This is a genomic window from Moorella naiadis (nom. illeg.), assembly GCF_051020825.1.
GTDB lineage: Bacteria > Bacillota > DSM-521 > Neomoorellales > Neomoorellaceae > Neomoorella > Neomoorella naiadis.
Genome location: NZ_JAXGFQ010000045.1, coordinates 1 through 13158, shown reverse-complemented (window position 1 = coordinate 13158; position 13158 = coordinate 1). Strand labels below are relative to the sequence as shown.

The window sequence follows — 13158 nt, the reverse complement described above, 5'->3', positions numbered from 1 at the left end:
CCCCCCCCCCCCCCCCCCCCCCCCCCCCCCCCCCCCCCCCCCCCCCCCCCCCCCCTATTTTATGTATTAAATGTAAATATTTAGAAATAGCCGATCTTCAACTCGTAGAACCTTCTTTAAACACTAATCCTCTTTTAACCACCTATCCAAAAATTCCACCCCTGCAAGAAACCCTGCTAGGTTTTTTCCCCTTAATCAGGCTGATAAATGGGCCGAAATTAATTCCCCGCCCACCTGAAATCAACTACAATTAGCGAAACAACATAAGGTTTTAGTGAAAAAGGCAAACCACCTGAAAGGGTGGGACGCAAAGCTATGGGTCTACAGCCGTTACCGGTATGACTGCCAGGCTGCCACTAGATAAAGCTTTGGTTTTTAATAAAGGCAGCCCGGTCATGTTAACCTGGCTGCCTTTCTCCTTTTCTATTCAGAATTCGGGGGTGGGATAAATGGAGAGCAAGGCGGTTGCAGAAATATTGCTCGAAATCCAGAAGTTCTGGCCGGAGCTATACTTCCACTCAATATCGGTTGCCAATTTAGCGTTAAGGATGGCCGTTGACCTGGATGTTGAGGCAGTCCATTATAAGGAAATTTTAGTTGGGGCTCTCTTACACGATGCTGGCAAGACAAAAATTAAGCGAGAAATATTGCAGAAGCCGGGACCGTTAACCTCGACCGAATGGAAAGAGATAAAAAGACATCCCCGGTATGGAGCCGAGTGGCTCGAGAATAGGGGTTGTAACTCGGAAGTGGCGGCGATCATCCGTTACCACCATGAAAGGTGGAATGGGGAAGGCTATGCCGGGCTTAAACGCCACCAAATCCCTTTTTTCGCCATGATAGTGGCCATTGCCGACGCCCTCGATGCCATGACAGCGCCCCGGCCATACCGTCAAGCTGTTGAATTCAGCAGGGCCTTGGCAGAAATACATATGCAGGCCGGCTTACAATTTGATGCCTCGGTATTGTCTCGGTTAAGCCAAAAGGATACCTATCGCCCGGAAACCTACAGCCATCCCTGCGCCATTGAGAAGCAAATACAAGTAGAGAAGAACTGGCTGCAAAGGCTTATTGATGTTTATAGTGATTTATCTCATCCTGTAGTAATTGCCCAAAGCCACTGGGTGGATAAGCTAGTAGCGGCCAGTTACCAGTTATCGGCAGACCCGAGGGGTGATTCTGCTGTGCAGGTTTAGGGCTCTTGGACCAAACACTGGCTTCAAAGGGGTGTTAAGATATGCAACAATGCAGCCAGTGTAACCAGAAGACACCGGACCGTTCTTGCCTTGATTGCGATTACTTCATGAGCCCTGGCTCTTTGCGCCGGAAGCCTCCAGCGCCCATAGGAATAAGTCTGGTTACATCTGACGGGAGACGCTATGGTGGCCGTATCCTGGTCTTAAATACTATGGAGTTGGGTTTAGAAACAAATGCTCCCGTTCCCGGTAAATATCGTATTTATCTCCAGCAGAACCTGAGCCTGGATGTAGCCGGGGTGCCCACCAGGGGCAAGAGCAATATTCACCTCTTTGATATCCTGGCTGTTTACCGGGACCAGGAAACAGCTACCCGCCTTGGCAGTGAAGAGTACGCTTTATTAACTGGAAGTACGGGGGACTTCATTGAACAAGTATCCCAGCTGGTCCCCGCCCACCTGCAGGATCTGGTAAAGGAGCGGCTACTTGCCGAGATCCAGAACTCTGAAATTTTGAATGCTATGCAAGTCGGCAGGGTGATGCGCTACGAAAAAGGACGACTTCACCATTTAGGCGGCCGGGCTGATCTGGAATTACCCCCGTCGGAAATAGAAAAACTGGTACGCAAGGCGATTCGCCAGGGGGCCCACTGCCGGGAACTCATTGTGAGTAGCGATGGGCAAAGGGTTTTTGACCTTCACGGTATCCCCCTGGACCCTTACTCTGGGGGCTTACTGGCCTTCGATATTACGGAGATTATCAATAAAGAAAGGCAGATGCGCCGGCAGGAGATGCTTGCTTACCAGGAAGCCGTTGCTGCTGTTACCAATGGCCGGTTGCGGCTCTGGACTTTGGAAGAAATTGCGCCCCTGCTTTCACAGGGACATGAGCTGGCCAGGGGTGAAGTTCAGAAAGCTGCCGATGTTGCCCTGGCGCGGAGTAAATTGCGCAGTTTATTACCGGCCATTTTTCATGACCGCCAGCACGGTATTTACCTGTGCCTGACCGAAGCCTTAACCAATGCCTTAAAACATGCTGGCGGGGGCGAATGGGTAGCCAGGCATGAGGATGAAACCCTGCGCATAATTGTCCAGGACCACGGTCAGGGAATCAAGCTCAAGGATCTCCCCAAGGCAACTCTGTTGCAACATTACTCCACAAAGGAATCCCTGGGTTGCGGGTTTACTTTAATGCTTTATTATACCGATAAACTCTACCTTGCTACGGGAAATGCTGGGACGACCCTCGTCCTCAATTTTTGTCAAGTAGCGGGGCAAAAAGCCTGTTAAATAAAGCGAAGGGGAGGAGAGATTATGCTAGTAGTTAAGGTAACCAAGGTTAATGGTAGCCGCTGTTTAAACCTTGAAGGGGAGTTAGACATGGAAACCCTGGCTATGGTGGAACAGGCGGCTGAAGCCCGGGATGGGGAGTGCCAGCTCATTATCAACCTGGCGGGGGTTTTGTTTATTGATTCGACAGGTCTTAGGGGGTTGTTAACTATCCAGCGCCGGTGGTTGGCAAAAGGAGGGGCGGTGTACCTTATTAACCCCTCTCTGGAGGTCGCTGAGGTTTTCCGCCTCGTAGGCCTGGAAGAACTTTTACAGGGAACTAGAGCAGAGATAGTGAAGGCAGGTGAAGATTAGATGACCCTGGGTACCGGTAGAATAGAAAAGCAAATAATACATGCCGGTATACAGGGAGCCGGTTGTAGTATTCCAGCGGATGTGGAGGGCGGTGACTTTTTTGACTTTATTCCCCTGGGCGGGGAACGACTTATTGCAGCAATAGGTGATGTAATGGGCAAAGGCAGTACGGCTGCCAGGCAAATGAAGGACCTTAGGGTAACATTGCGTACCTGTGCCGGAAACAACATGCCACTCCTGGCGATAATGGAACAAATAAATGAAATGGGCGGGAGACAACTTCGGCTCGCCGGGTCCTTTGCAACCTTGTGCCTTATATCTTACGAGACGCGTAATGCCTGCTTAACATCCCTTTGTGCGGGGCACCCGGCGCCTCTGGTGTTTAATGGTAGTAAGGTACATGTTCTCAAGGTGAGAGGTGCTGCCTTGGGGCTCCTGGAAGGATACCAGGGAACTGGGCCAGATGCGGTTTGTTTAGCTCCCGGTGATGTAATCCTCCTGTATACAGATGGCCTGGTGGAAGCTCGCAATGGGCAGGGGGAAACCTACGGTTTAAGGCGCCTGGAGGAAATAACTTCAGCAAATTCCTGCCACAATGCAACCGAACTGCGGGAAACTATCTTGAACGATTTATTTACCTTCACTGGCTGTAGGCAGCAAAGGGATGATGTCACCCTGGTAGTGTTGAAGACGGGCAGGTGAAAGCAGATGAATGGTTTGGAAGTAAGAGTATATACAAAAACGGACAAGACTGTCCTGCAGGTAGCGGGAGAGCTTGATTTTAGCAATATCAACTTGTTACAGCAAGAGATTGAACGCCAGGAAACAAGAACGGTAGAAATAGATTGTGGCGATTTGCAGTTTATGGATTCCTCCGGGGCAGGTATGCTCCTTTCCATGGCCAGGATCCTGGACCTGCAAAACCGCACCCTTAAAGTTACCCATATACCTGAGCCTATTCGCCATGACCTAGAAATAATCGGCTTTTTCCGCGTTTTAGAAACCCTTGAGGCAGCCCGCCTGACCGGAGGGAATTAATGGTGAGGGGAAGTCATACGCAAGATAGCATGGCAACGAGGGCTCTGAACCTGGCTCCGGATAGTACCGGCGCTAACAATTTGTCAGCTACGGTAGCGATTATTGACGGGTACCCGGTGATAAAGCACCCGCCGGGAGGACCTTACCCGGTGATAGTACCCTGCCAAGGATTGCGCTTGGTGGTAAACGGCAGGGAACGAAAGGAACCAACGCCTGTAACTGTAGAAGACAAAGTGGAAATACTTCCGGTTGAGGAAAGGCAGGAGGGATACTGGCGCGTAAAGGTTAGTGGGAATAAGCTCGAAGCTTTACTGCAAATGCAACCCGGCGTAATACGGCGCCGGCGCCTTAAAGATTTGCCCCCCGCCCAGGTTTTGCAACTTGAAACCAGGGAGCAAGAGAGTTTTTATCCACCCTTCACCCTGGAGGATCTGGTCCGGGAGCTTAAAAGCCAGGGTATCCAGTACGGTATCGACTGGCAGGCGTGTGCCCGTCTGGCCGAAGTACCGGCAGAAGGAACCTGGACCATTGCCCGTGGCCGACCGGCTTTGCCAGGTAAAGATGCCACTGTTGTATTATTATTTACCACCCAGGACAAGGTGCCTGTAACCATCAAAGAGGAAGAGCAGAACGTTAACTTTCGTGAGCGCTTTCAATTTACCTCGGTTGAACCCGGCACGGTCCTGGCCAGGAAACATCCTGTTACCCAAGGCCAGCCAGGGAGGGCCGTAACGGGAGAAATAATCCTGCCACCGGAGCCCCGGGAAATTGGACTGGTTGCCCTACAGGGTGCCATTTTAAGCGAGAATGGTTTAGAAGTGGTAGCCGCCCGGGCGGGACGACCTGTAGCCAGGAAAACAAAAGATCGGGTAATTATCGAGGTAATCCCGGCCCTGAGCCACGGTGGCAATGTTGATCTTACTTCGGGTAATATCACCTTCAGCGGCGATGTAATTATAGCAGGGCAAGTTGAAGAAGGGATGGCTATTGAGGCGGGAGGGAATGTGTATGTCGGGGATACCATATCCAGGGCTATGGTCCGGGCAGGAGGTTCCATTGAGGTAGCCGGCAATGTCTTTGTCTCGGTACTGGCTGCCGGGGGTACTACCGCCTTTCAGCAGGGGTTGAGTCCGCTTCTGACAAGGATTGCTGATGACCTGGAACGATTGCTTGCCGCTATTAAGCAGCTATTAAGACACCCTTCCCTAAAGAAAGATGACCTTAAGGGCGGGATTGGCCCCTTGGTACTTTTACTTATGGAAAAGAAGTTTCAAGACCTTGCTTCTACAGTGGAATTGTTGCAGAAAGAGGTACAAAGACTGCATTCAATACCCTTGGGTGCGCCGGAAGGACTCCTAAACGATTTGGAATATCTGGCCCGTTCGCCTTTGGCCATTAAGAGGATGGGATGCCTGGAAGCGATGCTCAAAAAGGTTACAACCTGGCGGGAGGATATTGGTGCCACTCCCCAGGTCGAGGCCGATGTTACCATTAATTACGCGGTTAATTCTACCATTGTGGCTACCGGCAATATAAAGGTAGTGGGGGATGGCTGTTACCACTCCCGGCTGCAAGCCGGGAAGTCGGTAACCATAAACGGTGTTTTTCGCGGCGGCGAGATCCAGGCTCAGGGTGATATTTATATCAGGGAACTTGGTTCCCGCAGCGGTACAGAAACCAGGGTTGTCACCCGGTCCGGAGCCAGGGTGACGGCAGGTCATGTTTTTGAAAACACATCCATTCAAATAGGGCCGCGACTGCATTCTTTTAACCAGGAAGAACGGGGAGTCAGCTTATGGCTTGACCGGGAAGGGGAGATTATTAAACATTATTTCACAACGCCCGTGTTGTAGATCATCTGGCAAAGGTAACCACAACAAAAAAGCAACCGGTTAAGGTTGCTTTTTAATACTGCGAGGACGATGTTCAATGCCAAGATGAGCTTTTAATGCATTTTGTAGTACCTGTGAAAAATTAACTCTTTTTTCCTCAGCTATTCTATTTAACCATTGAGGGACAGTTAAGGTCTTTTTAACAGATGTATTTTCTATCGCTTCACGATACGTAGGCATATAAACTTCAATTAAAACTGGTATTTGATTGGGTCCGAGATGTAATTTATTAATTGGTGTGGGTTCGGGGATAGGATCCCCATCTTGTTCCATACTCCATAAATGCAGGGCCATAGCTTCTTTAGCATTTCTGATAGCCTCATCTGTAGTATGAGCGCAGGGCAAACATCCTGGCAAGTCATTTGTATTTATATCACTAAAAGTATATATTATGTATAAACAAAAGAAGAGGTGAAAACGTTATGCAACTTCATGTGCAAAAGTGGGGCAATAGTTTGGGGACTCACATCCCTGTAGCGCTGTCCCCAAAAATTGGCCTTAGAGAAGGTACGCCGGTGGCCAATACAATGCAGCAGAGCTACAAGTTAAAAGCTAGTCCCTTGAGTGAAAAATACTTACTAGAGCTTAAGTTTCCGGGAAACGGCGATAATATTGCTGATGCAGACCGTTTACGCCAAGCACTGGAAACCCAAATTGGCTGTCCCGTGAGTATTCCTCTTGAGTTACTAAGGGAAATCCCGGAAAAGTTACGCCAGAATGATTGGAAGGTAACAGTAACTATAGGCTACTACTGGCCTCCGGGGTGGGGGTTAGAACGACTGGTCGCCGAGTTAGTGGAAGTAGGGCCGGGTTCTGACCGGTTAGGACCCTTTGGCCTGGCGGTGGACTTGGGCAGTACCACTGTGGGAGGATATTTGTGGGATCTAGGTTCAGGTAAACTTCTCGCTGCTGATGGTGTGACTAATGCACAGACGAGGCTGGGAGAAGATATCCTGACTCGTATTCATTACGCAGCTACTCCTCAGGGACTAGCAGAACTGCAGCAGTTAGCAAGCATGAGTATAAACAGGATAATTGATTTGGTGACCAAGCAGGCTAACATAGTACCGCAGGATATTACCGTAGGGGTAATCAGTGGTAATACAACTATGGTGCATCTATTGCTGGGTCTACCAACAGCAAATATCTGCCGGAATCCTTATGTACCTGTAGTTAACGCTCCGGGGTTTTTCCCGGCAGTAATGATAGGTCTGGATCTCCACCCGCGAGCTCTCGTTTACCTTTTACCCAGCGTAGGTAGTTATGTGGGAGGAGACATCCTGGCGGGTATTTTAGCGAGTGGTATGCACCGGCAAAAAGAGGTCAGCCTTTTGGCAGACATTGGTACCAACGGAGAAATGGTTTTAGGCAATCGAGAATGGTTGGTGGTAGCTGCTGGAGCAGCCGGCCCGGCCTTGGAAGGTGGGGTAGTAGCTTGTGGCATGCGGGCTGAACCTGGCGCAGTTTGTCAGGTGCGTATAGATGCGGATACAGGTAAGGTGACTTACCGCACTATTGGAGATGTACCCGCGTGCGGTATTTGTGGTTCAGGCCTTGTGGATGCAATTGCTCAAGCGCTGCTAGCAGGGATTATTAATCAGCGAGGAGAATTACGTGAACCGCTTACTTCTCTAGTGGTTGTGCCGGCAGAGGAAAGCGCTACTGGCCAGCCCATCGAGCTCACTGCCGTAGACATCCAGCGGCTGTTGCGCACCAAAGCTGCAGTTAACGCGATCATAACTACGCTGCTGGAGAGTGTTGGGTGTACTTTTGCCGATCTTAAGTACTTTTATGCTGCTGGTGCATTTGGCGATCACCTAGATATTGAATCAGCTATTACCCTTGGGCTATATCCCGACCTGCCGCGGGAAAATATCGTACGCTTAGGAAACAGTTCTGGTACAGGCGCCAGCCTGGTCCTTACTGACATTAATAAGGCGCAGGAGTTAGAAGAAATAGCCCGGCGCGTTACGTATCTGGAGATGAACAATAGCCTGCAATTTATGGCCCATTTTACCGCAGGCCTGTTTTTTCCCCACACCGACCTTGACCTTTTCCCTACTGTTAAAGCTCGCCTAAAACACTAGTAGGTCGTGTCCTGAACCAGTTTTCGCCACAGCAAAACTTTATATCGTGTATAAGTTAAACTGATTGGACGTACAATCTTTTCTATGTTACATTCTTTTTATAGGTTACACCCTTAATGAAGTAAAGTAAGGAGAAGAGCAATTATGATTAAAAAGTACGCCAACAAGGGTTTTATACAACAGCTGGATGGTACTTACGCTGTCTTAATTCATCCTCTCAATGGATACCTGGAACCCGAACAGCTAGAGACCATACGTAGGCTGACCCAACAATACGGAAAGGCAAAGCTCACGGTTACCGAGGCTATCATGATTTACGGGATAAAACCCGAGAACCTTGACCAGGTGGCCGCAGAGTTAGAAAAGGTGCGCCTACCTTTGGCTGATATAGGTCCGGTGGTGCGAAATGTCAAAGTATGTGCCAGTCAGTATTGTAAGCATGTTATCCGCGATGTTACTCCTCTGGCAGCACAAATCAATCCGCGCCTCGCAGGAATGGCGACGCCGAAAAAATTTAAGATGGCCCTGAATGGCTGCCCCAATTCATGCGTGGAGGCGCAACTAAACGACCTGGGTATCATTGCTGTCCAGGACGGGTACTGGCTTTACCTTGGAGGCAAAGGAGGACGTCAACCCCAATTGGGTACTCGGCTGGACATGGTTATCAAGGAAGAGTATCTAGTCGAAACTGTCGAACGGATAGTTAAGGGCTCTCTCCAGGTTGCCCAGAACGAGCGCCTGGCTGAAGTTATTAACCGGATGGGCCTTCTGCCATTCCTGAAGGTAGCACTGGCATGGAGTAGTGAAGGAATCAAGACGTGCATAGGCGCGCGGTATTGTAAAAACGGTGTTGGTGATGTCCATGCTATTGCGGAGCGCCTAGTGTCCTCTGGCAATTTACAAGGAAATCTCACTATCAGCGGCTGTGGCAATGCATGTGCTATGGACAAGGAAGCGGATTATAATGTTGTTATTTTGAAAGACAGGTTATGGGTATATAAAAATGGCGATATGGATGTTGCTAATACGGATCAGTTGCCTGAGTATCTTAAAAGGAAGGGTATTTTAAAATAACTTCAATTTGAGTTTAGCAGAGAAGGGGTGTTGGGATGAATAGATTGAAAGTCCTTTTCCATGTTAACGAATCTGGCAGATGGCAAATAGTACTCGTGAACATCGCTAATTTTTTGAATGATGTGGGGCAAGGAAATGCTGACATCGAAGTAGTGGCCAACGGTGAGGCGGTTGCTATTTTCGGGAACAGGTGCCTCCTTGCCGGAGGTGACGGCCGGGGGGCAAGCTGCGGGACAGCTAATGGTTCGCTGATGGAGGAGATGAAGAAGTTATCGGAGATGGGAGTAAACTTTGTAGCGTGTCGGAACGCTCTTAAAGGTCAGTCCATCGACGAGGACAGCCTCCCCAACTTTCTGACAGTTGTACCGGCCGGCATAACAGAAATCGCCAGGAAACAGGCTGAAGGGTATGCCTACATCAAGCCTTGATTATGTGCCCCATGTAGGGGAAGTGATAAACTTCCCCTTTTTGTAACTCGAGCGTACGGCAACAAAAAAAAGAGGGGCCCGACCCAGCAGAATAAAGGAGGCCAATAAAATCAATGGAAGGAATTGTTGGGGCTAACCCCCTGATATGGAAGGGCAATGTAAGCCCCTCCGAAAAATTTTTTCGAAACCTGTTTTTGGGACAGAAGTATCCTCCCCCTACTACTTTAAGGCAGTAATTCAAAGTTGAGCTTTTACTGGTTTTTAGCTTCTCCCGCCCGGTTCTGGCAGCCAATCATGGGCGGGGAGTAAGCTGTCAAGGGCCGCGCAGCGGCCCGCCCTATAATCCCGGAGCTGCCGGGCGGATTTGGAATTATTTTTATCTTGCTTTTTTATCACCCATTATCCAGGGTAGAGGGGGCAATAGGTGGGTGAGGTTAAACGGCGGAACTTTAAATTAAGCCAAGCGACCAGGCTCCAGTTATTAACGCCCTTCAGAGCTTCTCAATGATCATTTCCCTCGGTAAGATTTCGCCGTGAGTGAGCCGATCTCCCTTCGATTATATTTTAACTGAGTGATCGCGACTCAGCCGGACGCAGACCATCGCCGTGACGGTCGATGCGGTCAACCACGTGACGGAGGCGGCTACAACTCTGGTGGCGTCTCCCTACAGCATCTTGACAGCGCGCGAGACCTTGCGCTTGATTTCGGCGCATACTTCTGATTTCAATGAGGAGTTAGGCGCAAAGCATATTGTTTTCCTAAACCTGCCATGGTAGAATAAAACTGTGGAACATGAAGAAAATGGCCATAATCAAAAACCTAATTTGAACCAACCCCAAAATAGTCAAGTTTATCACCGATACTCCTGAGATGGTCAGAAATACTGAAGTCATTTACCGCCATACCCGATAGCTAACGTATGTTGCAAATTTCCTGCCTACCTGCGCCGAGCAATAATCGCTAAAGCCTTCGGCATGGCGTAAAGCTAGCATTCCAACTACCAGCGGTGGCTGTTACAAAGGGGGGAAAATAAAGACAGCCCCTTAATTTAATAAAATGTCTAAGAATACCTAGCGGAAAGGAGAGGTTAGGCTTTGCGAAAGTTGTTGACGCGTTTGTTTTTATCTTTAGCAGGTATAATTTTAACTTTACTTTTTGCTTCTACTGGTAGTTTCGCGGCTCGTAACCCCTTTTTAATTCCCGGCCAGGATGACATGCCCGCTGCGGAGCAGATTCTCGTTAAATTTAAGCCCGGCATCCCTCAAGCCGTTAAGGAGAGGGTACATGTTCAAAATGATGCCCAGGTAATTGACGCTATCCCTGAGATAGGAATAGAAGTAGTTAAGGTTGCAAAGGGAAAAGCCCAGGAGAAGGTGGCCAATTACAACCGCAATGCCTATGTGGAGTTTGCCGAGCCAGACTACATAGCCCACGCCGTCTTCATTCCTAATGATCCCTATTTTGAGAAACAGTGGGGGATGGCCAAGATTCAGGCACCGGATGCCTGGGATGTGACCAAGGGGAACCGGGAAGTAAAAATCGCCATTTTAGATTCCGGGATTGACCAGGACCACGAAGACCTAGCAACCCAAATTGTGGCCAACGTTAATTTGACCTTTAGCAAGACAGTAGATGATAAATTCGGTCATGGTACTCACGTAGCGGGAATTGCTGCAGCGGCTACCAACAACGGCAAAGGGGTGGCAGGTGTCGGCTTTAAGTGCAGCCTCATAAACGTTAAAGTCTTAGGCGATGACGGGAGCGGTTACTATAGCTGGTTGGCCAAGGGTATTATATGGGCCACTAAAAATGGAGCCAAGGTCATAAATATAAGCGCCGGCAGCAACAGTCCGTCTAAGGTATTAGAAAAAGCTATCAATTATGCCTGGAGCCAGGGAGTGGTCTTGGTAGCCGCGGCCGGTAATGACAATTCCTCAGTTCCCTTTTATCCTGCTTTTTATACCAATTGCATCGCCGTAGGAGCTACAGACGAAAACGACAGCCGTGCGTTCTTTTCTAATTATGGGCCGTGGGTGGACATTGCTGCACCAGGTTTAAACATCTTTTCAACCACCCCCAACCACGACAATTTTATTCACAATTATGGCATAGCGCTGGGCTACGACTACCTGTCAGGGACCTCTATGGCCAGCCCGCACGTAGCCGGCATAGCAGCTTTAGTCTGGGCGAAGTATCCTCACTCGAGCAATGCGGAGATAAGAAAGAGGATCGAGGCAGGTGCGGATCCCGCAGAGGGCTTTGATCCGCCTATAGGACGGGCTAACGCCTATAAGGCTTTACGGTGAAACATAAGTTTCGAGGCGGGCTAATTCCAAATCCTTTTCTGCCATAAAGATAAAAGTTAGCAGCCCACGGGGAGATAAAGCAGCTTTAGCTACCTCAGCGACCATGAGGGGACGAGTGACAACCTGGGGATAAAATTTTGGGGGTTCCGGCTCGATAAACTTTATTCTTATAATAACTTCCCAATCATATTGGGCTATCTGCGAAATTGAGATTTTATACCCGGGATTAGGTTTTATCCCCCAACAGGCGAGGAGATAGACATTTTGGATGAAGTCTGCTCCCTTGGGGGCTGTAGGGTAAAACTTTTGGTAGTTTTCTTCAGTAAGCACTAAAAAGAGCGCTTCTGGAGAAGAAATGGCCCAGGAGCCAGGATTGGGCAGGAGGCGGAAAGGTATAGAATCATATATTTTCCGGCCGGACACCCCCACACCTCCTTTTGCAGATAGGTCTTCCGATTTTCATATGCTTCTTTCACCGCTTCATCCTGGCAGGAAGCTGGTCTTTCCCCAAACAAAAATCATTGCTCCACTTGTTTTTTCAGCACGGCGATTTCGTCTGGAGCATTGGGGAGGCCGGGGCTGCAAGTTATTATACGGTAAGGGATCACCGTTTTCTGGATACTATTATACCATATTTTTGCGGCACAAAGATGGGGAGGAACCGTTAAATCTTTGGGCAGTAGAAGCCGCAGGCTTGCCTTTCCGACCGGACTTTTTCCACAGCTTGGGCCAGGGTTCTTTGCCAGCCAGATAAAATCTTTAGCCCGTAGTTGGGCTGACACCCGGCGTGTACCGGTCAGGTAGATGTCCAGGCCCGTCAAGCTGGCCGGTTTATTTTCCTCCTGGCCGGCAAGCCGGGTGAATGCATTCCCGAGCAGATTAAAGAGTGCCACGGAGATTCTTCGAATCACCCTGGCGTCAAACAAAAAGATTAAGACTAATTTTTTGGTATAATCCTGTGGTATCGGGATCAACTCTACCAGAAAGTAGCTAGAAAAATTATTGCCAATAAGGAGGGCATATTGTTTAATGCAGAAAATCGGAGCTTTGCCCCGAGAGGTTGATCCCAAGGTTCCTTCGCTGCGGGATATTTTTTTGGCCTTTTTTAAGATGGGTTTTACCGCATTCGGTCCAGCCATGATGGCAGAAACGAAAAAGAACATTGTTAAGCGCAAGGGGTGGCTCAAAGAGGAAGAGTTTCTAAACGGTCTAGCCTTGGCGCAATTTTTACCGGGCGCAACCTTTGTCACGTTGACCGTATTTATAGGCTACCGGCTTAGGCATTTAGCCGGTGCCGCCGCCAGCTTTACCGGTTTTTTGCTGCCTCCCTTCGGGCTGATGGTGCTGCTGTCTTACTTTTATTTCCGTTACAGCGGCGTGCCACTGGTCAATGTCGCCTTTCGGGGTATCCAGGCCATAGTGGTAGCCCTGGTGGCCAACGCGACGCTGGAGTTGGGTAAGTCAGTAATCAAGGGCTGGCAGGCAGCCTTGAT

The 13158-nt window shown here is 49.3% G+C and carries 15 protein-coding genes and 1 riboswitch; of the genes, 12 read left to right on the top strand and 3 right to left on the bottom strand.

The genetic code is table 11. The features are described from left to right. Window positions 1-272: 272 nt before the first annotated feature. Window positions 273-358: riboswitch (cyclic di-GMP riboswitch) on the top strand. A gap of 91 nt (window positions 359-449) precedes the next feature. The 6 genes from SDD30_RS16505 to SDD30_RS16480 all read left to right on the top strand — a co-directional run bounded on the left by SDD30_RS16505 (window position 450) and on the right by SDD30_RS16480 (window position 5730). Beyond that, complete coding sequence (locus tag SDD30_RS16505) at window positions 450-1196, top strand: HD-GYP domain-containing protein (protein ID WP_434076029.1); 747 nt, start codon at window positions 450-452, stop codon at window positions 1194-1196. 41 nt (window positions 1197-1237) lie between these two features. Further along, window positions 1238-2485 (top strand): ATP-binding protein, encoded by a 1248-nt coding sequence (locus SDD30_RS16500; RefSeq protein ID WP_434076028.1) that lies wholly within the window; start codon window positions 1238-1240, stop codon window positions 2483-2485. Between the two features lie 24 nt (window positions 2486-2509). Then, complete coding sequence (locus SDD30_RS16495) at window positions 2510-2839, top strand: STAS domain-containing protein (protein ID WP_434076027.1); 330 nt, start codon at window positions 2510-2512, stop codon at window positions 2837-2839. Beyond that, complete coding sequence (locus SDD30_RS16490) at window positions 2840-3541, top strand: PP2C family protein-serine/threonine phosphatase (RefSeq protein WP_434076026.1); 702 nt, start codon at window positions 2840-2842, stop codon at window positions 3539-3541. 6 nt (window positions 3542-3547) lie between these two features. Beyond that, a complete protein-coding gene (locus SDD30_RS16485) occupies window positions 3548-3877 on the top strand; it encodes an STAS domain-containing protein (protein ID WP_434076025.1) in 330 nt (109 codons plus the stop codon). Window positions 3878-4026: 149 nt separating this feature from the next. Beyond that, on the top strand, window positions 4027-5730 hold the full coding sequence (locus SDD30_RS16480) for a flagellar assembly protein A (protein ID WP_434076024.1): 1704 nt from the start codon (window positions 4027-4029) through the stop codon (window positions 5728-5730). A 39-nt stretch (window positions 5731-5769) separates the two neighbouring features. On the opposite strand, the gene SDD30_RS16475 is transcribed toward SDD30_RS16480, so the two are convergent. Next, window positions 5770-6162, bottom strand: coding sequence for a type II toxin-antitoxin system HicB family antitoxin (locus SDD30_RS16475; protein ID WP_434076031.1), 393 nt, complete (start codon window positions 6160-6162; stop codon window positions 5770-5772). 29 nt (window positions 6163-6191) lie between these two features. Between SDD30_RS16475 and SDD30_RS16470 the strand changes: the two genes are divergently transcribed. The 5 genes from SDD30_RS16470 (at window position 6192) to SDD30_RS16455 (ending at window position 11665) form a co-directional block, all read left to right on the top strand. After that, window positions 6192-7856, top strand: coding sequence for an ASKHA domain-containing protein (locus SDD30_RS16470; RefSeq protein ID WP_434076023.1), 1665 nt, complete (start codon window positions 6192-6194; stop codon window positions 7854-7856). A 144-nt stretch (window positions 7857-8000) separates the two neighbouring features. Then, window positions 8001-8930, top strand: a complete 930-nt coding sequence (locus tag SDD30_RS16465) for a ferredoxin-like domain-containing protein (RefSeq protein WP_434076022.1) — start codon at window positions 8001-8003, stop codon at window positions 8928-8930. 35 nt (window positions 8931-8965) lie between these two features. Next, window positions 8966-9358 carry a DsrE family protein gene (locus SDD30_RS16460; protein WP_434076021.1) on the top strand — a complete coding sequence of 131 codons (393 nt, stop codon included), beginning with the start codon at window positions 8966-8968 and terminating at the stop codon, window positions 9356-9358. 909 nt (window positions 9359-10267) lie between these two features. Beyond that, on the top strand, window positions 10268-10342 hold the full coding sequence (locus SDD30_RS17375) for a hypothetical protein (RefSeq protein WP_494517276.1): 75 nt from the start codon (window positions 10268-10270) through the stop codon (window positions 10340-10342). 231 nt (window positions 10343-10573) lie between these two features. Then, entirely contained in the window at window positions 10574-11665 is a 1092-nt protein-coding gene (locus SDD30_RS16455) for a S8 family peptidase (protein ID WP_434076020.1), read from the top strand. Here SDD30_RS16455 and SDD30_RS16450 read toward each other — a convergent pair. Further along, window positions 11657-12088 carry a protease complex subunit PrcB family protein gene (locus SDD30_RS16450; protein WP_434076019.1) on the bottom strand — a complete coding sequence of 144 codons (432 nt, stop codon included), beginning with the start codon at window positions 12086-12088 and terminating at the stop codon, window positions 11657-11659. The two genes, SDD30_RS16455 and SDD30_RS16450, sit on opposite strands and share 9 nt — an antisense overlap. A 95-nt stretch (window positions 12089-12183) precedes the next feature. Continuing rightward, window positions 12184-12840, bottom strand: coding sequence for a hypothetical protein (locus tag SDD30_RS16445; RefSeq protein ID WP_434076032.1), 657 nt, complete (start codon window positions 12838-12840; stop codon window positions 12184-12186). Here SDD30_RS16445 and SDD30_RS16440 point away from each other — a divergent pair. Then, the coding region (locus SDD30_RS16440; protein ID WP_434076030.1) for a chromate transporter at window positions 12761-13158 on the top strand (398 nt) is incomplete at its 3' end. The genes SDD30_RS16445 and SDD30_RS16440 overlap by 80 nt on opposite strands.

Excerpts from the sequence above, each read along its gene's own strand:
- SDD30_RS16505 (WP_434076029.1), top strand. The coding sequence starts at position 450 with ATGGAGAGCAAGGCGGTTGCAGAAATATTGCTCGAAATCCAGAAGTTC.
- SDD30_RS16500 (WP_434076028.1), top strand. The coding sequence starts at position 1,238 with ATGCAACAATGCAGCCAGTGTAACCAGAAGACACCGGACCGTTCTTGC.
- SDD30_RS16495 (WP_434076027.1), top strand. The coding sequence starts at position 2,510 with ATGCTAGTAGTTAAGGTAACCAAGGTTAATGGTAGCCGCTGTTTAAAC.
- SDD30_RS16490 (WP_434076026.1), top strand. The coding sequence starts at position 2,840 with ATGACCCTGGGTACCGGTAGAATAGAAAAGCAAATAATACATGCCGGT.
- SDD30_RS16485 (WP_434076025.1), top strand. The coding sequence starts at position 3,548 with ATGAATGGTTTGGAAGTAAGAGTATATACAAAAACGGACAAGACTGTC.
- SDD30_RS16470 (WP_434076023.1), top strand. The coding sequence starts at position 6,192 with ATGCAACTTCATGTGCAAAAGTGGGGCAATAGTTTGGGGACTCACATC.
- SDD30_RS16465 (WP_434076022.1), top strand. The coding sequence starts at position 8,001 with ATGATTAAAAAGTACGCCAACAAGGGTTTTATACAACAGCTGGATGGT.
- SDD30_RS16460 (WP_434076021.1), top strand. The coding sequence starts at position 8,966 with ATGAATAGATTGAAAGTCCTTTTCCATGTTAACGAATCTGGCAGATGG.
- SDD30_RS16455 (WP_434076020.1), top strand. The coding sequence starts at position 10,574 with ATGCCCGCTGCGGAGCAGATTCTCGTTAAATTTAAGCCCGGCATCCCT.